This window comes from Pseudomonas sp. MWU12-2029 (genome assembly GCF_023242425.1).
Classification (GTDB): domain Bacteria; phylum Pseudomonadota; class Gammaproteobacteria; order Pseudomonadales; family Pseudomonadaceae; genus Aquipseudomonas; species Aquipseudomonas kribbensis.
In genome coordinates this window covers 944,288-964,224 of the sequence record NZ_JALJDY010000001.1, presented here as the reverse complement: position 1 = coordinate 964,224, position 19,937 = coordinate 944,288, and the positions used below count along the sequence as shown (strand labels likewise).

17 protein-coding genes and 2 tRNA genes are annotated in these 19,937 nt (G+C 58.6%); 18 read left to right on the top strand and 1 reads right to left on the bottom strand.

Going from position 1 to position 19,937, the window contains the following annotated elements:
- Window positions 1-91: 91 nt before the first annotated feature.
- The 3 genes from carB to M5B44_RS04585 are packed head-to-tail and all read left to right on the top strand — an operon-like array spanning window position 92 to window position 4,219.
- The gene (carB, locus tag M5B44_RS04595) at window positions 92-3,313 is read left to right on the top strand and encodes a carbamoyl-phosphate synthase large subunit (RefSeq protein ID WP_085711853.1); all 3,222 of its coding nucleotides are present in this window, start codon (window positions 92-94) and stop codon (window positions 3,311-3,313) included.
- The gene (gene greA, locus M5B44_RS04590) at window positions 3,310-3,786 is read left to right on the top strand and encodes a transcription elongation factor GreA (RefSeq protein ID WP_085711852.1); all 477 of its coding nucleotides are present in this window, start codon (window positions 3,310-3,312) and stop codon (window positions 3,784-3,786) included. Before carB ends, greA begins: the two co-directional genes overlap by 4 nt.
- A 28-nt stretch (window positions 3,787-3,814) precedes the next feature.
- Complete coding sequence (locus M5B44_RS04585; RefSeq protein WP_248738353.1) at window positions 3,815-4,219, top strand: MFS transporter; 405 nt, start codon at window positions 3,815-3,817, stop codon at window positions 4,217-4,219.
- Window positions 4,220-4,228: 9 nt separating this feature from the next.
- On the opposite strand, the gene M5B44_RS04580 is transcribed toward M5B44_RS04585, so the two are convergent.
- Complete coding sequence (locus M5B44_RS04580; RefSeq protein WP_011332401.1) at window positions 4,229-4,537, bottom strand: YhbY family RNA-binding protein; 309 nt, start codon at window positions 4,535-4,537, stop codon at window positions 4,229-4,231.
- A 101-nt stretch (window positions 4,538-4,638) separates the two neighbouring features.
- Here M5B44_RS04580 and rlmE point away from each other — a divergent pair, with 101 nt between their 5' ends.
- The 15 genes from rlmE (at window position 4,639) to pnp (ending at window position 19,924) form a co-directional block, all read left to right on the top strand.
- Window positions 4,639-5,268, top strand: coding sequence for a 23S rRNA (uridine(2552)-2'-O)-methyltransferase RlmE (gene rlmE / locus M5B44_RS04575; protein WP_134825455.1), 630 nt, complete (start codon window positions 4,639-4,641; stop codon window positions 5,266-5,268).
- 202 nt (window positions 5,269-5,470) lie between these two features.
- A complete protein-coding gene (gene ftsH / locus M5B44_RS04570) occupies window positions 5,471-7,381 on the top strand; it encodes an ATP-dependent zinc metalloprotease FtsH (protein WP_085711849.1) in 1,911 nt (636 codons plus the stop codon).
- Between the two features lie 8 nt (window positions 7,382-7,389).
- Window positions 7,390-8,241, top strand: a complete 852-nt coding sequence (folP, locus tag M5B44_RS04565; protein WP_248738352.1) for a dihydropteroate synthase — start codon at window positions 7,390-7,392, stop codon at window positions 8,239-8,241.
- 16 nt (window positions 8,242-8,257) lie between these two features.
- Window positions 8,258-9,595 carry a phosphoglucosamine mutase gene (glmM, locus tag M5B44_RS04560; RefSeq protein ID WP_248738351.1) on the top strand — a complete coding sequence of 446 codons (1,338 nt, stop codon included), beginning with the start codon at window positions 8,258-8,260 and terminating at the stop codon, window positions 9,593-9,595.
- A 65-nt stretch (window positions 9,596-9,660) separates the two neighbouring features.
- Window positions 9,661-10,416 (top strand): triose-phosphate isomerase, encoded by a 756-nt coding sequence (gene tpiA / locus M5B44_RS04555; RefSeq protein ID WP_119426653.1) that lies wholly within the window; start codon window positions 9,661-9,663, stop codon window positions 10,414-10,416.
- A gap of 4 nt (window positions 10,417-10,420) precedes the next feature.
- Window positions 10,421-10,804: a preprotein translocase subunit SecG gene (gene secG / locus M5B44_RS04550; RefSeq protein WP_011332406.1), complete on the top strand. Its 384-nt coding sequence runs from the start codon at window positions 10,421-10,423 to the stop codon at window positions 10,802-10,804.
- A gap of 22 nt (window positions 10,805-10,826) precedes the next feature.
- Window positions 10,827-10,912: transfer RNA gene (locus M5B44_RS04545), tRNA-Leu, on the top strand.
- Between the two features lie 97 nt (window positions 10,913-11,009).
- A tRNA-Met gene (locus M5B44_RS04540) sits at window positions 11,010-11,086 on the top strand.
- 138 nt (window positions 11,087-11,224) lie between these two features.
- Window positions 11,225-11,683, top strand: coding sequence for a ribosome maturation factor RimP (rimP, locus tag M5B44_RS04535; RefSeq protein WP_065260004.1), 459 nt, complete (start codon window positions 11,225-11,227; stop codon window positions 11,681-11,683).
- A gap of 47 nt (window positions 11,684-11,730) precedes the next feature.
- Entirely contained in the window at window positions 11,731-13,212 is a 1,482-nt protein-coding gene (gene nusA / locus M5B44_RS04530) for a transcription termination factor NusA (protein WP_003221546.1), read from the top strand.
- Window positions 13,213-13,239: 27 nt separating this feature from the next.
- Window positions 13,240-15,759 (top strand): translation initiation factor IF-2, encoded by a 2,520-nt coding sequence (gene infB, locus M5B44_RS04525; protein WP_085711845.1) that lies wholly within the window; start codon window positions 13,240-13,242, stop codon window positions 15,757-15,759.
- 160 nt (window positions 15,760-15,919) lie between these two features.
- Window positions 15,920-16,318 carry a 30S ribosome-binding factor RbfA gene (gene rbfA, locus M5B44_RS04520; protein ID WP_248738350.1) on the top strand — a complete coding sequence of 133 codons (399 nt, stop codon included), beginning with the start codon at window positions 15,920-15,922 and terminating at the stop codon, window positions 16,316-16,318.
- Between the two features lie 4 nt (window positions 16,319-16,322).
- Window positions 16,323-17,240: a tRNA pseudouridine(55) synthase TruB gene (truB, locus tag M5B44_RS04515; RefSeq protein WP_007953739.1), complete on the top strand. Its 918-nt coding sequence runs from the start codon at window positions 16,323-16,325 to the stop codon at window positions 17,238-17,240.
- A 115-nt stretch (window positions 17,241-17,355) separates the two neighbouring features.
- Window positions 17,356-17,625, top strand: a complete 270-nt coding sequence (gene rpsO / locus M5B44_RS04510) for a 30S ribosomal protein S15 (protein WP_085698397.1) — start codon at window positions 17,356-17,358, stop codon at window positions 17,623-17,625.
- A gap of 193 nt (window positions 17,626-17,818) precedes the next feature.
- Window positions 17,819-19,924, top strand: coding sequence for a polyribonucleotide nucleotidyltransferase (gene pnp, locus M5B44_RS04505; protein ID WP_007953735.1), 2,106 nt, complete (start codon window positions 17,819-17,821; stop codon window positions 19,922-19,924).
- Window positions 19,925-19,937: the final 13 nt, after the last annotated feature.

The window sequence follows — 19,937 nt, the reverse complement described above, 5'->3', positions numbered from 1 at the left end:
AGGGCGGCCCCGGAACCGGCGGCCCCCTCGGGACTTCAGAAATCGATCAAGACGGCTTGCCGACTGACCTGCGGATTTGAGTGACAAACCCATGCCAAAACGTACAGACATTAAAAGCATCCTGATTCTCGGCGCTGGCCCGATCGTTATCGGCCAGGCCTGCGAATTCGACTACTCCGGCGCCCAGGCTTGCAAAGCCCTGCGCGAAGAGGGTTACCGCGTCATCCTGGTGAACTCCAACCCGGCCACCATCATGACCGACCCGGACATGGCCGACGCCACCTACATCGAGCCGATCAAGTGGCAGACCGTTGCCAAGATCATCGAAAAAGAGCGTCCGGATGCGGTGCTGCCAACCATGGGCGGCCAGACCGCTCTGAACTGCGCCCTGGACCTGGAACGCGAAGGCGTTCTGGAGAAGTTCGGCGTAGAGATGATCGGCGCCAACGCCGACACCATCGACAAGGCTGAAGACCGTTCGCGTTTCGACAAGGCAATGAAGGCCATCGGCCTGGAATGCCCGCGTTCCGGTATTGCCCACAGCATGGAAGAAGCCAACGCGGTGCTCGAGCGCCTGGGCTTCCCGTGCATCATCCGTCCGTCCTTCACCATGGGCGGCACCGGTGGCGGTATCGCTTACAACCGTGAAGAGTTTGAAGAAATCTGCGCCCGTGGTCTGGACCTGTCGCCGACCAAGGAACTGCTGATCGACGAATCGCTGATCGGCTGGAAAGAATATGAAATGGAAGTTGTCCGCGACAAAAAGGACAACTGCATCATCGTCTGCTCGATCGAAAACTTCGACCCGATGGGCGTGCACACCGGTGACTCGATCACTGTTGCCCCGGCTCAGACTCTGACCGACAAGGAATACCAGATCCTGCGTAACGCCTCTCTGGCGGTACTGCGCGAGATTGGCGTCGAGACCGGCGGTTCCAACGTTCAGTTCGGTATCTGCCCGGACACCGGCCGTATGGTCGTGATCGAAATGAACCCGCGTGTATCGCGTTCGTCGGCCCTGGCTTCGAAAGCCACCGGTTTCCCGATTGCCAAGGTTGCGGCCAAACTGGCAGTCGGCTACACCCTCGACGAGCTGTCGAACGACATCACCGGCGGCAAGACCCCGGCGTCCTTCGAACCGTCCATCGACTACGTCGTGACCAAGCTGCCGCGCTTCGCCTTCGAGAAGTTCGCCAACGCTGACGCTCGCCTGACCACTCAAATGAAGTCGGTTGGTGAAGTCATGGCCATCGGCCGTACCTTCCAGGAATCCCTGCAGAAAGCTCTGCGTGGTCTGGAAGTCGGCGTTTGCGGTCTGGACGAGAAAGTCGACCTGAGCAATCCGGAAAGCATGAGCGTGCTCAAGCGCGAACTGACCGTGCCGGGCGCCGAGCGTATCTGGTACGTGGCGGACGCTTTCCGCGCCGGCATGACCGTCGAAGAAATCTTCGGCATGAACATGATCGACCCGTGGTTCCTGGTGCAGATCGAAGATCTGATCAAGGACGAAGAGAAGGTCAAGACCCTGGGTCTGTCCGCTATCGACCGCGACCTGATGTTCAAGCTCAAGCGCAAAGGCTTCTCCGACCAGCGTCTGGCCAAGCTGCTGGGCGTCACCGAGAAGAACCTGCGCACTCACCGTCAAAAGCTGGAAGTGTTCCCGGTCTACAAGCGCGTCGACACTTGCGCTGCCGAGTTCGCCACCGACACCGCTTACCTGTACTCGACTTACGAGGAAGAGTGCGAAGCAGCGCCGTCCGGCCGCGACAAGATCATGATTCTGGGTGGCGGCCCTAACCGTATCGGCCAGGGCATCGAGTTCGACTACTGCTGCGTACACGCCGCTCTCGCCCTGCGCGAAGACGGCTACGAAACCATCATGGTCAACTGCAACCCGGAAACCGTTTCCACTGACTACGACACTTCCGATCGTCTGTACTTCGAGCCGGTGACCCTGGAAGACGTGCTGGAAATCTGCCGCGTCGAGAAGCCGAAAGGCGTGATCGTCCAGTACGGCGGCCAGACTCCGTTGAAACTGGCTCGCGCCCTCGAAGCGGCCGGCGTGCCGATCATCGGCACCAGCCCTGACGCCATCGACCGTGCCGAAGACCGTGAGCGCTTCCAGCAGATGGTTGAGCGTCTGAATCTGCGTCAGCCGCCAAACGCCACCGTGCGCAGCGAAGACGAAGCCGTTCGCGCTGCCGCGAAGATCGGTTACCCGCTGGTGGTGCGTCCGTCCTACGTACTGGGCGGCCGGGCGATGGAAATCGTCTACAAGGAAGAAGAGCTCAAGCGTTACCTGCGTGACGCGGTGCAAGTGTCGAACGACAGCCCGGTGCTGCTCGACCACTTCCTCAACTGCGCCATCGAGATGGACGTGGATGCGGTCTGCGACGGCAAGGATGTAGTGATCGGCGCGATCATGCAGCACATCGAACAGGCAGGTGTTCACTCCGGTGACTCCGCGTGCTCGCTGCCGCCGTACTCGCTGCCGGCGCACATCCAGGACGAGATGCGCGAACAGGTCAAGAAAATGGCCCTGGAGCTGGGCGTGGTCGGCCTGATGAACGTTCAGTTGGCGCTGCAAGGCGAAGACATCTACGTCATCGAAGTCAACCCGCGTGCTTCCCGTACCGTACCGTTCGTGTCGAAGTGCATCGGTGTTTCCCTGGCCATGATCGCGGCTCGCGTGATGGCCGGTAAGACCCTGAAGGAAATCGGCTTCACCAAGGAAATCATCCCGAACTTCTACAGCGTGAAAGAGGCGGTGTTCCCGTTCGCCAAATTCCCTGGCGTTGACCCGATCCTCGGCCCGGAGATGAAGTCCACCGGTGAAGTAATGGGCGTCGGCGACACCTTCGGCGAAGCGTTTGCAAAAGCCCAGATGGGCGCGAGCGAAGTACTGCCGACCGGCGGTACCGCATTCATCAGCGTGCGTGATGACGACAAGCCGCTGGTTGCAGGTGTGGCGCGTGATCTGATCAACTTGGGCTTCGAAGTGGTCGCCACTGCCGGCACTGCCAAGCTGATCGAGGCTGCAGGCCTGAAAGTGCGTCGTGTGAACAAGGTGACCGAGGGTCGTCCGCACGTGGTCGACATGATCAAGAATGACGAAGTCACACTGATCATCAACACCACCGAAGGTCGTCAGTCGATCGCCGACTCTTACTCCATTCGTCGTAACGCCTTGCAGCACAAGATCTACTGCACCACCACCATTGCTGCTGGCGAAGCCATCTGCGAAGCGCTGAAGTTCGGTCCCGAGAAGACCGTGCGCCGCTTGCAGGATCTACACGCAGGATTGAAGGCATGAATAAATACCCAATGACCGTCCAGGGCGCGAAAGCCCTGGAAGAGGAACACGCTCATCTGACCAAGGTCGTTCGTCCGAAGCTCAGCCAGGACATCGGTACGGCCCGCGAGTTGGGTGACTTGAAGGAAAACGCCGAATACCATGCCGCCCGCGAACAGCAGGGCATGGTCGAGGCGCGGATCCGTGACATCGAAGGTCGCATGCAGAATGCCGTGATCATCGATGTGACGACCATTCCGCACACCGGCAAGGTGATTTTCGGCACTACCGTCGAAATCGCCAACGTCGAGACTGATGAAAGCGTGACTTACCAGATCGTTGGTGAAGACGAGGCGGACATCAAGCTCGGCAAGATTTCGGTCGGCTCGCCGATCGCCCGCGCCTTGATTGCCAAGGAAGAGGGCGACACGGTCGTCGTGAAAACGCCGGGCGGCGATATCGAGTATGAGATTGTCGAAGTCCGTCACATCTGAAACAGGGCGCCCGCTGCAGGCGGGCGCCATGCTCTGGCAGCTGACCCAGATGTTGTGGGTCGGCGGTTTATGGCTGGTGCACCTCGGTCTGCGGCCGGTGCTGGGCCAGATTGGCCTGGCGCCGCTGCTGATCGACGAAATCGCCAGTGCGTTTGAAGTACCGGTGGTGGGTTTCGCTGCCGTGTGTGTGGTTTTTCAGGCTTTGGTGCTGGTACGGGCCGAAGGCCTTGCCAGTCTATGGCGGGATTTTCGCGGGCAAGTGCTGCTGATGGCGTTGTATGCGAGTGCGATGTATGTCGCAGTGCGTGTCGGCTGGCCGGATGCGCAGCGCTGGCAGGTGTTCAGTTATCTTGTTCTGGGTTTTTCCGGGCTGGTACTGGTGTTGCAGCCGGTGCCGGGATGGAGTGGCAGGGTGCGCGAAGCACACCCTTGACCCTTTTCATCACTTGAAGCGATGAACGTTCGACAGCTGCTTGTTGACGCTGAAGTTCTTGCGGTAGATCAGTGCCATCTTGCCGATGACCTGAACCAGATCGGCCTTGCCGACCTTGCACAGTTCTGCAACGGACGCCAGGCGCGCCTCGCGATCAAGGATGTTGAGCTTGATCTTGATCAGCTCGTGGTCCGCCAATGCGCGTTCGAGTTCGGCTAAAACACCCTCAGTCAAACCGTTGTCAGCTACCGTCAAAACTGGTTTGAGGTGGTGGCCGATGGATTTGTACTGTTTCTTCTGCTCTGGAGTGAGCGGCATAATCTGACCCTTTCGTCTGGATTCTGTAAAATGGCGGCCATTTTACCCGAGGGCTCGTGGATCCGCCCAATTAATCACGACCCTAATCAACGAGGTGCCCAATGGCGCGTTCCAAGACAAGCCTTGGTTGGCTGAAACGACATGTCAACGATCCTTATGTGAAGCAGGCGCAGAAGGATGGCTACCGCTCGCGTGCGAGTTACAAGCTTCTGGAAGTCCAGGAGAAATACAAACTGATCCGCCCAGGCATGAGCGTGGTCGACTTGGGCGCGGCGCCCGGCGGCTGGTCTCAGGTCACCAGTCGGCTGATCGGTGGCCAGGGGCGTCTGATCGCCTCGGACATCCTGGAAATGGACAGCATTCCGGACGTGACCTTCATTCAGGGGGATTTCACTCAGGATGAAGTGCTCGCTCAAATCCTTGAGGCGGTGGGTAATTCACAGGTAGACCTTGTGATTTCCGATATGGCCCCCAATATGAGTGGTACGCCTGCCGTAGATATGCCGAAAGCCATGTTTCTTTGCGAGCTGGCGCTTGACCTGGCCGAGCGGATTCTCAAGCCGGGCGGTAATTTCCTGATCAAGATATTTCAGGGTGAGGGGTTCGATGTTTACCTGAAGGACGCTCGTCGGAAATTCGACAAGGTCCAGATGATCAAGCCGGACTCTTCCCGAGACAGTTCCCGCGAGCAGTACATGCTGGCTTGGGGTTATCGCGGTGGTAACGAGTAAAGCGAAGTTTTTTGGCGGGGTGATAGGTTTTTCGTATTTCGCCCCGCGTGCATAAGCGAATATTGTGTAGAAAGTGTTTCACAAAGGGTTACAGACGGCGCCTGCCAGAGCTGTAGGTAATGTAGTAAGTTAGGCCGGTGAATATCATGCGAAGCGCGCGCCAGTAGCGGAGCTTGCTTCAGAGGGTAGTTAATTGAACGATATGGCAAAGAATCTGATCCTGTGGTTGATCATCGCGGCTGTCCTGGTGACGGTGATGAACAACTTCTCCAGCCCTAACGAGCCGCAGACCCTCAACTATTCCGACTTCATCCAGCAGGTCAAGGATGGCAAGGTCGAGCGCGTGGCCGTCGACGGCTACGTGATTACCGGCAAGCGCAACGATGGCGACAGCTTCAAGACCATTCGTCCGGCAATCCAGGACAATGGCCTGATCGGCGACCTGGTCGACAATCACGTCGTGGTCGAAGGCAAGCAGCCTGAGCAGCAAAGCATCTGGACCCAGCTTCTGGTGGCCAGCTTCCCGATCCTGGTGATCATCGCGGTGTTCATGTTCTTCATGCGCCAGATGCAGGGCGGTGCGGGCGGCAAGGGCGGGCCGATGAGCTTTGGCAAGAGCAAGGCGCGTCTGCTGTCCGAAGATCAGGTGAAAACCACCCTGGCTGACGTTGCCGGTTGCGACGAAGCCAAGGAAGAAGTGGGCGAACTGGTCGAGTTCCTCCGTGATCCGGGCAAGTTCCAGCGTCTGGGCGGCCGCATTCCTCGCGGCGTGCTGATGGTTGGTCCTCCGGGCACCGGTAAAACCTTGCTGGCCAAGGCGATTGCCGGCGAAGCCAAGGTGCCGTTCTTCACCATTTCCGGTTCCGACTTTGTCGAAATGTTCGTCGGTGTCGGCGCCAGCCGTGTTCGCGACATGTTCGAACAAGCCAAGAAACACGCACCCTGCATTATCTTCATCGACGAGATCGACGCCGTTGGTCGCCATCGTGGCGCCGGCATGGGTGGCGGTCACGACGAGCGCGAGCAGACCCTCAACCAGTTGCTGGTGGAGATGGACGGCTTCGAAATGAATGATGGCATCATCGTCATCGCTGCAACCAACCGTCCTGACGTGCTGGACCCGGCGCTGCTGCGTCCGGGCCGTTTCGACCGTCAGGTAGTGGTCGGTCTGCCGGATATCCGTGGTCGCGAGCAGATCCTGAAGGTGCACATGCGTAAAGTGCCAATGGGTGATGACGTTGCTCCGGCCGTTATCGCACGTGGTACTCCGGGTTTCTCCGGTGCTGACCTGGCCAACCTGGTCAACGAGGCCTCGCTGTTCGCTGCCCGTGCCGGCAAGCGTATCGTCGAGATGAAAGAGTTCGAGCTGGCCAAGGACAAGATCATGATGGGCGCCGAGCGCAAATCCATGGTCATGTCCGAGAAAGAAAAGCAGAACACTGCCTACCACGAAGCGGGTCACGCTATCGTCGGTCGCGTCGTGCCCGAGCATGATCCGGTCTACAAGGTTTCGATCATCCCGCGCGGTCGTGCGTTGGGTGTGACCATGTTCCTGCCGGAAGAGGATCGCTACAGCCTGTCCAAGCGCGCGCTGATCAGTCAGATCTGCTCGCTGTATGGCGGTCGTATCGCTGAGGAAATGACCCTGGGCTTCGACGGTGTGACCACCGGCGCCTCCAACGACATCATGCGTGCCAGCCAGATTGCACGGAACATGGTGACCAAGTGGGGCCTGTCTGAAAAACTCGGTCCGTTGATGTATGCAGAAGAAGAGGGCGAGGTGTTCCTCGGTCGTGGCGGTGGCGGTCAGAACGCCAGCTTCTCGGGCGAAACCGCGAAGCTGATCGACTCGGAAGTGCGCAGCATCATCGATCAGTGCTACGGCACCGCCAAGCAGATCCTGACCGACAATCGTGACAAGCTCGATGCCATGGCAGATGCCTTGATGAAGTACGAGACGATCGATGCCGAGCAGATCGACGACATCATGGCGGGTCGCACGCCTCGCGAACCTCGTGACTGGTCGGGTGGTACCGGAACTGGCACGCCTCCTCCGGTGGTTCAGGATGAGCGTCCGGAAACACCGATTGGCGGTCCGGCTGCTGACGTTTAAGGTTTGAAATGACTTCTGTACAGTCCCTGACCCGGTTGCCTTGCGGCAACCGGGTTCTTGATTTGGCCCGGACGCATGTCATGGGCATTCTCAATGTCACTCCCGACTCCTTCTCCGATGGTGGCCGATACAGCCAGCTTGATGCGGCCCTGCGTCATGCCGAGGCAATGGTGTTGGCCGGTGCGACGCTGATCGATGTTGGCGGAGAGTCCACACGGCCTGGTGCGCGAGCGGTTTCGCCACTCGAAGAGCTGGAGCGTGTGGCGCCGATCGTAGAGCTGATCAATCGCGAGCTGGATGTGATCATCTCTGTCGATACCTCGACTCCGGCCGTCATGCGGGAAACTGCTCGACTGGGCGCCGGGTTGATCAATGACGTGAGGTCGCTGCAGCGTGACGGTGCACTGGATGCCGCTGCAGCCACCGGGTTGCCGGTCTGTCTGATGCACATGTTGGGTGAGCCAGGTGACATGCAGGACAATCCGCAATATCAGGATGTCACCCGGGAAGTGAGTGAGTTTCTCGCCGAGCGTATGGAGCGATGCGCTTCGGTTGGCATTCCTGCCGAGCGGATCATTCTTGATCCTGGCTTCGGCTTCGCCAAAACCCTGCAGCACAATCTAAGCTTGTTCAAGCACATGGATGCCCTTCATGCATTGGGGCGGCCTCTGCTGGTTGGTGTCTCGCGAAAAAGCATGATTGGACAGGCCCTGAATCGCCCTGTGGGCGAGCGTCTGCATGGTGGTTTGGCCCTGGCGGCGCTGGCATCCGTCAAGGGGGCGCGTATATTGCGCGTCCATGACGTGGCGGAGACGGTGGATGTTGTGCGGATGATCGCGGCCGTGGAATCAGCCGAATAAGAATGATGGAGCACTTATGAGCAAGAAATACTTTGGTACCGACGGCATTCGTGGTCGTGTCGGTGAATACCCGATTACTCCTGACTTCATGCTCAAGCTCGGCTGGGCTGCGGGCATGGCCTTCCGAAAAATGGGTGCCTGCAAGGTGCTCGTCGGCAAGGACACGCGAATCTCCGGTTACATGTTCGAATCGGCGCTGGAAGCCGGCCTGACATCGGCGGGTGCTGATGTGATGCTGCTCGGTCCGATGCCGACGCCGGCTATCGCCTACTTGTCGCGAACCTTCCAGGCTGAAGCCGGCATTGTGATCAGTGCATCGCACAACCCTCACGACGATAACGGCATCAAGTTTTTCTCCGGCAGAGGCACCAAGTTGCCGGATGAGCTGGAGCTGATGATCGAGGAGTTGCTCGATACGCCAATGACCGTTGTCGAGTCGAGCAAGATCGGCAAGGTTTCGCGAATCAACGACGCGTCCGGCCGATACATCGAGTTCTGCAAGAGCAGTGTGCCGACCAATACCAGTTTTGCAGGTCTCAAGATCGTGATCGACTGTGCACACGGAGCGACCTATAAAGTCGCGCCAAGTGTGTTCCGCGAGCTGGGCGCTGACGTCGTGGTGCTGTCCGCGCAGCCGAACGGTCTGAACATCAACGACAACTGCGGCTCCACTCATATGGGGCCGTTGCAGGCGGCGGTGCTGGCCGAGCACGCTGATCTGGGGATTGCATTCGACGGTGATGGCGACCGGGTACTGATGGTCGATCACACGGGTGCAATTGTTGATGGTGACGAGCTGATCTTCATTATTGCGCGTGACCTGCATGAGCGTGGCAAATTGCAGGGTGGCGTGGTCGGTACGCTGATGAGCAACCTTGGCCTGGAGTTGGCGCTGGCGGATCTCGGTATTCCTTTCGTGCGTGCAAATGTCGGCGACCGTTATGTGATTGCCGAGCTGCTTGAGCGCGATTGGCTGGTGGGTGGTGAAAACTCGGGGCATGTTGTCTGCTTCAATCACACAACGACAGGTGATGCGATCATCGCGGCCCTGCAGGTGTTGATGGCGCTGAAAACCCGAAACGAGGGCCTGGCGCAAACCCGTCAGGCGTTGCGCAAGTGTCCTCAGGTGTTGATCAATGTCCGTTTCGGTGGCGGCGACAGTCCGCTCGATCACCCGGCTGTCAAGGAAGCCAGCAAGCGTGTAACCGACGCAATGGCGGGTCGTGGGCGTGTGCTGCTGCGCAAGTCCGGGACAGAGCCTCTGGTGCGTGTCATGGTCGAAGGCGAGGACGAAACCCAGGTTCGCAGCTATGCCGAAGAACTGGCAAAACTGGTAACTGAAGTTTCTGCCTGATACGGCTTGCCAGCCATGATTGTGTTGGGTAACATCTGCGCCCACTTTGACCGACGAGGTACAGCATGCGTCGCCCTATGGTAGCTGGTAACTGGAAGATGCACGGTACCCGCGCCAGCGTCGCTGAGCTGATCAACGGCCTTCGTCATCTGGCCTTGCCAAGCGGTGTTGATGTCGCGGTATTCCCGCCTTGCCTGCATATCAATCAAGTGATTGATGGCTTGAAAGGAAAGTCGATTTCGGTCGGCGCGCAGAATTCTGCGGTGGAATCGATGCAAGGTGCGTTGACCGGTGAAATTGCACCGAGTCAGTTGGTGGATGCAGGTTGTTCCCTGGTGCTTGTCGGGCACTCCGAACGCCGCCAGATCATGGGCGAGCGAGACGGAATGCTGAATCGCAAGTTCGCAGCGGCACAGGCATGTGGCTTGATTCCGGTGTTGTGTGTAGGGGAAACCTTGGAGCAGCGCGAAGCCGGAAAAACTCTTGAGGTTGTCGGGCGTCAGCTGGGCAGCATCATCGAGGAGCTGGGTGTCGGTGCTTTTGCCAATGCAGTGATCGCTTACGAGCCGGTCTGGGCCATTGGCACCGGGCTGACTGCAACGCCGCAGCAGGCTCAGGATGTGCATAAAGCCATTCGCGAGCAGCTGGCGGCAGAGAATTCTGAAGTCGCGCGAAATGTGCGGCTTCTATACGGCGGCAGCGTGAAGGCGGCCAATGCGGTCGAACTGTTCGGCATGCCGGATATCGATGGGGGGCTCATTGGTGGAGCTTCCCTGAATGCAGATGAGTTCGGTGCGATCTGTCGCGCCGCGGGAAACTGAAAAAATGCTGGAAACAGTCGTAGTCGTTTTTCATCTGCTGGGTGCATTGGGCGTAGTTGCTCTGGTTTTGCTGCAGCAGGGTAAAGGTGCGGACGCTGGCGCGTCTTTCGGAGCAGGTGCTTCAAATACTGTGTTCGGAAGCCAAGGTTCCTCTACCTTTCTTAGTAAGTTTACTGCTATACTTGCCGCCGGTTTCTTCATAACCAGCTTGGGGTTAGGATACTTTGCTAAAGAGAAGGCTCATCAGCTGACTCAAGCAGGTTTGCCAAATCCGGCAGTGTTGGAAGTTCCAAAGCAACAACCGGCTTCTGATGATGTCCCGGTGCTTCAAGAGCAAAAGTCGGCTACTCCAGCGACTGACGTGCCTCCAGCTCAAGAGCAGAAGTAAGAAGGGTTTCAAACGTAGTATTGCCGAGGTGGTGGAATTGGTAGACACGCAACCTTGAGGTGGTTGTGCCCATAGGGTGTAGGGGTTCGAGTCCCCTTCTCGGTACCAATTAGTCAGGAGAGCCCGCTGTTGCGGGCTTTCTTGCAGGTGGAAGGTTACATTGACCCTATTGGGGATCGGTCGTATACTTCCGCCCCAGCTTTGTCGCGGGGTGGAGCAGTCTGGTAGCTCGTCGGGCTCATAACCCGAAGGTCGTCGGTTCAAATCCGGCCCCCGCAACCAGTTTAAGGAGCCCCTTTTAAGGGGCTTTTTGTTAGCTGGACACTTTCAACGCCGCTGTTCGACGGCGTTTCAAGGATGGGCGTTTCGCCCATTTTTTTATTTTGCAAAGCATGCACATACATGCACGAGGGGGTTCAGGTGTCGAGCAAGCTAGAAGAGTTGCAGGCCTTGTTGGCCCCGGTGGTCGTGGCCCTGGGCTATGAATGCTGGGGTATTGAGTTCTCGGCTCAAGGTCGTCACTCAATGTTGCGCGTTTATATCGATAAGGAAGGCGGCGTACTGGTGGACGATTGCGCCATCGTCAGCCGTCAGATCAGCGGCGTGCTGGATGTTGAAGATCCGATCTCCGTTGAATACACCCTTGAAGTTTCCTCGCCTGGCATGGAACGCCCACTGTTCACTCTTGAGCAGTTTGCCAAATTTGCCGGTGAACAAGTAAAGATCAGGCTGCGCTCGCCTTTTGAAGGACGACGCAACTTTCAGGGCCTTCTGCGCGGTGTAGAAGAGCAGGATGTCGTGGTGCAGGTAGATGACCATGAGTTCCTGTTGCCGATCGATATGATCGACAAGGCCAACATTATTCCCAGTTTTGACTGAGACGCGGATCCCGCGGATCCAATGGCTTGCGAAAGGCGAGGCGTACGATGAGCAAAGAAGTACTGCTGGTTGTTGAGTCGGTATCCAATGAAAAGGGCGTACCGGCAAGCGTAATTTTTGAAGCGCTGGAGCTGGCTCTGGCCACTGCTACCAAAAAGCGTTTTGAAGACGAAGTTGATCTGCGTGTGGAAATCAATCGCCACACCGGTTCTTACGAAACTTTCCGTCGCTGGACGGTCGTCGAAGAGAATGATCTCGATGATCCGGCCATCGAAACCTGGCCAAGCAAGGTTGCCGAAACGCATCCTGGTGCCAAGGTCGGTGACGTCGTCGAAGAAAAGATCGAATCCATCGAATTCGGCCGTATTGCTGCGCAGACCGCCAAGCAGGTCATCGTGCAGAAAGTGCGCGAAGCCGAGCGCGCTCAAGTGGTCGACGCTTATCGCGAGCGCCTGGGAGAAATCATCTCCGGCACCGTGAAGAAAGTGACCCGCGACAACGTGATCGTCGATCTGGGTAATAACGCCGAAGCGTTGCTGGCCCGTGAAGACATCATTTCTCGCGAGACCTTCCGTGTCGGCGTGCGTCTGCGTGCGCTGCTCAAGGAAATCCGCACCGAGAACCGCGGCCCGCAGCTGATCCTGTCGCGTACCGCGCCGGAAATGCTGATCGAGCTGTTCCGTATCGAAGTGCCGGAAATCGCTGAAGGCCTCATCGAAGTCATGGCCGCTTCCCGTGATCCGGGTTCGCGCGCCAAGATCGCTGTCCGCTCCAAGGACAAACGCATCGACCCGCAGGGCGCGTGCATCGGTATGCGCGGTTCGCGCGTCCAGGCCGTGTCGGGCGAGTTGGGTGGCGAGCGTGTCGACATCGTCCTGTGGGACGACAACCCGGCGCAGTTCGTGATCAATGCCATGTCGCCGGCAGAAGTGGCGGCCATCATCGTTGACGAAGATGCCCACGCCATGGACATCGCCGTTGGCGCAGACAATCTGGCTCAGGCCATCGGTCGTGGTGGTCAGAACGTGCGTCTGGCGAGCCAGCTGACTGGCTGGACCCTGAACGTGATGACCGAATCGGACATCCAGGCTAAGCAACAAGCGGAAACCGGCGACATCCTGCGCAACTTCATCGACGAGCTGGAAGTCGACGAAGAGCTGGCTCAGGTGCTGGTAGACGAAGGCTTCACCAGCCTGGAAGAGATTGCCTACGTACCGTTGGAAGAAATGCTCAACATCGACGGCTTTGACGAAGACATCGTCAACGAGCTTCGCGCTCGTGCCAAGGATCGCTTGTTGACCAAAGCCATCGCTACTGAGGAAAAGCTGGCAGACGCCCATCCGGCCGAAGACCTGCTCTCGCTTGAGGGTATGGACAAGGATTTGGCGATGGAACTGGCGGTGCGCGGCGTAATTACCCGCGAAGACCTGGCCGAGCAGTCTATTGACGACCTGCTCGACATCGACGGCATTGACGATGATCGTGCCGGCAAGTTGATCATGGCCGCCCGAGCCCACTGGTTCGAGTAATTAGGCGCGGCCTGAGGAGAGAAATGCATGACGCAAGTCACGGTGAAACAACTGGCCGATGAGGTCAAAACACCGGTAGAGCGCCTGTTGCAGCAGATGCGTGAGGCAGGTCTGCCGCACACCGCCGCCGAAGAACATGTGACTGACAGTGAGAAGCAATCCCTGCTGACTCACTTGAAGAGCAGCCACAAGGCGAAAGTGGAAGAACCACGCAAGATCACGCTGCAGCGTAAAACCACCAGCACCCTGCGTGTGGCTGGCAGCAAAAGCATCAGCGTTGAAGTCCGCAAGAAGAAAGTTTTCGTACAGCGTAGCCCGGAAGAAATCGAAGCCGAGCGCAAGCGTGAACTGGATGAGCGTCGCGCAGTAGAAAATGCTGCCCGTCAAAAGGCTGAAGAAGAAGCCCGCGTTCGCGCCGAAGAAGAAGCGCGTCGCCAGCCTGCTGCTGCACCGACCGCTTCCGCCGAGCCTGTTGCTGCGCCTGCGCCAGCCGCTGAACCCGTGCGCGAAGCTGCACCGGTTGTGGCTGCTGCACCAGCTGCCGACACTCGCAAGCGTGACGAACAGCGCCGTCCGGACAAACCACGCGCCGACGACAACAACCGTCGCGGCAGTGGCGATGGCGAGCGCAAGAACGCTCCGCATCGCGCTTCGGTCAAGGAAAAGGCACCGGCTCCACGTGTGGCGCCACGCACTACCGACGAAGAAAGCGATGGCTTCCGTCGCGGCGGTCGCGGCAAGGCCAAGCTGAAGAAACGCAACGCCCACGGTTTCCAGAGCCCGACCGGCCCTGTCGTGCGTGAAGTGAAAATCGGCGAAACCATCACTGTTGGCGATCTCGCTCAACAGATGTCGGTGAAGGCTGCTGAAATCATCAAGTTCATGTTCAAACTGGGTACTCCAGCGACCATCAACCAGGTGCTTGATCAGGAAACTGCTCAGTTGGTAGCCGAAGAGCTGGGCCACAAAGTGACCCTGGTCAGCGACACCGCCCTGGAAGATTCCCTGGCCGAGTCCCTGAAGTTTGAAGGTGAGGCTGTTCCTCGTGCGCCGGTTGTGACCGTAATGGGTCACGTTGACCACGGTAAGACCTCGCTGCTCGACTACATCCGTCGTGCCAAGGTAGCTGCTGGCGAAGCCGGTGGTATCACCCAGCACATCGGTGCCTACCACGTTGAAACCGAACGCGGCATGGTCACCTTCCTCGACACCCCGGGTCACGCCGCGTTTACCGCAATGCGTGCCCGTGGTGCCAAGGCGACCGACATCGTGATCCTGGTGGTTGCGGCGGACGACGGCGTGATGCCACAAACCATCGAAGCCGTTCAGCATGCTCAGGCTGCTGGCGTTCCGCTGGTAGTTGCAGTGAACAAGATCGACAAGCCGGGCGCTGATCTCGATCGCATCCGTAGCGAACTGTCGGCCCACGGCGTGACCTCCGAAGACTGGGGTGGCGACACTCCATTCGTTCCGGTCTCGGCGAAAATGGGTACCGGCGTCGACGAACTGCTTGAAGCGGTATTGCTGCAAGCCGAAGTTCTCGAACTGACTGCCACTCCATCGGCTCCTGGCCGTGGCGTCGTGGTTGAATCGCGTCTGGACAAGGGCCGTGGCCCGGTGGCGACTGTTCTGGTTCAGGACGGTACGCTGCGTCAAGGCGACATGGTGCTGGTCGGCTCGAACTACGGCCGCGTGCGCGCCATGCTCGACGAGAACGGCAAGCCGATCAAGGAAGCAGGTCCGGCCATTCCGGTCGAGATCCTCGGCCTGGACGGTACGCCTGATGCTGGCGACGAGATGAGCGTGGTTGCCGACGAGAAGAAAGCCCGTGAAGTGGCTCTGTTCCGTCAAGGCAAGTTCCGCGAAGTCAAACTGGCTCGCGCTCACGCCGGCAAGCTGGAAAACATCTTCGAAAGCATGGGTCAGGAAGAGAAGAAGACGCTCAACATCGTCCTCAAATCCGACGTCCGTGGTTCGCTGGAAGCACTGCAGGGCGCTCTGAACGGCCTGGGCAACGACGAAGTGCAAGTGCGCGTGGTCGGTGGCGGTGTCGGTGGTATCACCGAATCCGACGCCAACCTGGCACTGGCTTCCAACGCTGTACTGTTCGGCTTCAACGTGCGTGCCGATGCCGGCGCACGGAAGATCGTCGAGCAGGAAGGTCTGGACATGCGTTACTACAACGTGATCTACGACATCATCGAAGACGTCAAGAAAGCCCTGACCGGTATGCTTGGCAGCGATGTTCGCGAGAACATCCTCGGTGTGGCCGAAGTCCGTGACGTGTTCCGTTCGCCTAAGTTCGGCGCCATCGCCGGCTGCATGGTGATCGAGGGTACTGTTCACCGTAACCGTCCGATCCGTGTACTGCGTGAAGACATCGTGATCTTCGAAGGCGAGCTGGAATCCCTGCGCCGCTTCAAGGATGACGCTTCCGAAGTACGTGCCGGCATGGAATGCGGTATCGGCGTGAAGAGCTACAACGACGTCAAGGTCGGTGACAAGATCGAAGTCTTCGAGAAGGTTCAGGTTGCTCGCAGCCTCTGACTCGCGCACTTCAAGGGCCACGTCGGGCCGTCGCATGAAAATGCGCGGCACGGCGTCAGGACTCTAAACGCAACGCCCGGTCTGGCTTTTTGTCAGGCCGGGCGTTTGCCGCTTTCAGACCTTGCGGGTTTCACCGCGGGGCAGTAACAGGTAACAAATCATGGCAAAAGAATACAGCCGTACCCAACGTATCGGCGATCAGATGCAGCGTGAGCTGGCCCAGCTGATCCGTCGTGAAGTCAAAGATCCGCGTGTCGGCCTGGTCACCATTACCGCTGTTGATGTCAGCCGTGACGTGGGTCACGCGAAGATCTTCATCACCGTGATGGGGCAGGACAACGCCGAAGACATCGCGCAAAGCATCAAGGTGCTCAATGCTGCCGCCGGTTTCCTGCGCATGCAGCTGGCCCGTGAAATGAAGCTGCGCAGCGTGCCTCAATTGCATTTCCACTACGACGAAAGTGTCGCCCGTGGTGCGCACCTGTCGGCTCTGATCGAGCGCGCGGTGGCCGAAGACAGTCAGCACGAAACTGCTGCACCCGAAGACTCCAAGGAGTAACTCGGTGGCTCAGGTCAAACGTATCCGTCGTAACGTCAGCGGCATCATCCTGCTCGACAAGCCGTTGGGGTTCACCTCCAACGCCGCGTTGCAGAAGGTTCGCTGGCTGCTCAACGCCGAGAAGGCCGGCCACACCGGCAGTCTCGACCCGCTGGCCACCGGCGTACTGCCGCTGTGCTTTGGCGAGGCGACCAAGTTCTCGCAGTACCTGCTCGATTCCGACAAGGGTTATGAAACCCTGGCGCAACTGGGCAAGACCACCACCACGGCAGATGCCGAAGGCGAGGTTTTGCAGGAGCGCCCGGTGACCGTTGGTCAGGCCGACATTGAAGCGGTCCTGCCGAAATTTCGCGGTCAAATCAGTCAGATACCGCCGATGTACTCGGCTCTCAAGCGTGATGGCCAGCCGCTGTACAAGCTGGCCCGTGCAGGCGAAGTAGTGGAGCGCGAACCGCGTTCTGTTACTATTGCGCGCTTGGAATTGCTGGCCTTCGAAGGCGATACTGCGCGTCTTGCGGTGGATTGCAGCAAGGGCACCTATATTCGTACCCTGGTGGAGGATATCGGTGAGCAACTCGGTTGTGGTGCGTACGTCGCTGAACTGCGTCGTACCCAGGCCGGGCCTTTCACCCTGGCGCAGACCGTGACCCTCGAAGAGCTGGAAGCGGTACATGCCGAAGGCGGCAACGAAGCGGTCGACCGCTTCCTGATGCCATCGGACAGCGGCCTGCAGGATTGGCCACTGCTGCAGTTCTCGGAAGCGAGCGCGTTCTACTGGCTCAACGGCCAGCCGGTACGTGCCCCGGATGCTCCGAAGTTCGGCATGGTGCGGGTACAGGATCATAACGGTCGCTTCATCGGTATCGGTGAAGTGAGCGAAGACGGGCGCATCGCGCCGCGTCGACTGATTCGGTCAGAATGACCGAACGAGTGTGGCTGTTAACAGGCACGGTCACTACTCATTTATAGATACAGGGATTTGTCCCTGGCCTGTTGAAACCGTTTTTGTAACGGTTTCCTGATAAAAGGATTGCCTCATGGCTCTCGACGTTCAAGAAAAAGCCCAAATCGTAGCTGACTACCAGCAAGCTGTTGGTGACACTGGTTCGCCAGAAGTGCAAGTTGCACTGCTGACCGCCAACATCAACAAACTGCAAGGTCACTTCAAGGCCAACGGTAAAGACCACCACTCCCGTCGTGGTCTGATCCGCATGGTAAACCAGCGTCGCAAGCTGCTGGACTACCTGAAAGGCAAGGACCTGAGCCGTTACAGCGCTCTGATCGCTCGCCTGGGTCTGCGTCGCTAATCAGCGATTGCGCTAGAGGTTGGTTGTCTGTCGTGCGTCAACGGGTTTCCCGCTGGCGCATGGCAGGCTCCCAGCCTCAAGTTTTATCTGAACTACCGTTTTACCCGGACAGTCGGCGGGCCGATTCCCGACGTTGCCCAAGAATTTCGCAAGAAACCAGTTCCCCCAAGAGCCACAAAGAAGGTAGGACACCGTGAACCCGGTAATCAAAAAATTCCAGTTCGGTCAGTCGACCGTTACCCTCGAGACTGGCCGTATCGCCCGTCAGGCCTCCGGCGCAGTATTGGTCACCGTTGACGACGATGTCAGCGTATTGGTGACCGTAGTCGGTGCCAAGCAAGCCGATCCGGGCAAGGGCTTCTTCCCTCTGTCCGTTCACTACCAGGAAAAGACTTACGCTGCCGGCAAGATCCCTGGCGGTTTCTTCAAGCGTGAAGGCCGTCCTTCCGAGAAAGAAACCCTGACTTCCCGACTGATCGACCGTCCGATCCGTCCGCTGTTCCCTGAAGGCTTCATGAACGAAGTGCAGGTTGTCTGCACCGTCGTTTCCACCAGCAAGAAGACCGATCCGGACATCGCTGCGATGATCGGTACCTCGGCTGCCCTGGCGATCTCGGGCATTCCGTTCGACGGCCCGATCGGCGCCGCCCGCGTTGCTTTCCACGAAAGCACCGGCTACCTGCTGAACCCGACCTACGAGCAGCAAGCTGCCTCGAGCCTGGACATGGTCGTTGCCGGTACTTCGGACGCCGTACTGATGGTTGAATCGGAAGCCAAAGAGCTGACCGAAGACCAGATGCTGGGCGCGGTACTGTTTGCTCACGACGAGTTCCAGGTCGTGATCAATGCAGTCAAAGAACTGGCTGCCGAAGCGGCCAAGCCGACCTGGACCTGGGCCCCGGCTCCGGAAGCCACCGAGCTGCTGGCCGCCATCCGTTCCGAGTTCGGCGAAGCGATCTCCCAGGCTTACACCATCACCATCAAGGCCGACCGTTATGCGCGTCTGGGCGAGCTGCGTGACCAAGTGGTTGCCAAGCTGTCCGGCGAAGAAGGCCAGCCTTCGGCTTCCGACGTCAAAGCCGCTTTCGGCGAAATCGAATACCGCACCGTTCGCGAAAACATCGTTAACGGCAAGCCACGTATCGACGGTCGCGACACTCGCACCGTACGTCCGCTGAACATCGAAGTCGGCGTTCTGCCGAAGACCCACGGTTCGGCACTGTTCACCCGTGGCGAAACCCAGGCTCTGGTCGTCGCGACGCTGGGCACCGCCCGTGACGCACAGCTGCTGGACACCCTGGAAGGCGAGAAAAAAGACCCGTTCATGCTGCACTACAACTTCCCTCCGTTCTCGGTGGGCGAGTGTGGTCGCATGGGTGGCGCCGGTCGTCGCGAAATCGGTCACGGCCGTCTGGCCCGTCGTTCGGTTTCGGCCATGCTGCCTGCTGCTGACGTGTTCCCGTACACCATCCGTGTGGTTTCGGAAATCACTGAATCCAACGGTTCGAGCTCGATGGCTTCCGTTTGCGGCGCTTCCCTGGCCCTGATGGATGCTGGTGTTCCGATGAAGGCACCAGTTGCCGGTATCGCCATGGGTCTGGTTAAAGAAGGCGAGAAATTCGCTGTTCTGACCGACATCCTGGGTGACGAAGACCACCTGGGCGACATGGACTTCAAAGTAGCCGGTACCGCCAAAGGTGTTACCGCGCTGCAGATGGACATCAAGATCAAGGGCATCACCGAAGAGATCATGGAAATCGCTCTGGGCCAGGCCCTGGAAGCGCGCCTGAACATCCTCGGCCAGATGAACCAGATCATCGGTCAGTCGCGTACCGAGCTGTCGGCCAACGCTCCGACCATGATCGCGATGAAGATCGACACCGACAAGATCCGTGACGTTATCGGTAAAGGCGGCGCGACCATCCGTGCGATCTGCGAAGAAACCAAGGCCTCGATCGACATCGAAGACGACGGTTCGATCAAGATCTTCGGCGAAACCAAGGAAGCGGCTGAAGCAGCACGTCAGCGCGTTCTGGGTATCACCGCAGAAGCCGAGATCGGCAAGATCTACGTCGGCAAGGTTGAGCGCATCGTCGACTTCGGCGCGTTCGTCAACATCCTGCCGGGCAAGGACGGTCTGGTTCACATCTCGATGCTGAGCGACGCTCGTGTTGAGAAAGTGACCGACATCCTGAAAGAAGGCCAGGAAGTGGAAGTGCTGGTACTGGACGTGGACAACCGCGGTCGTATCAAGCTGTCCATCAAAGACGTGGCAGCGGCCAAGGCTTCGGGCGTTTAATCACCCCGTCGCT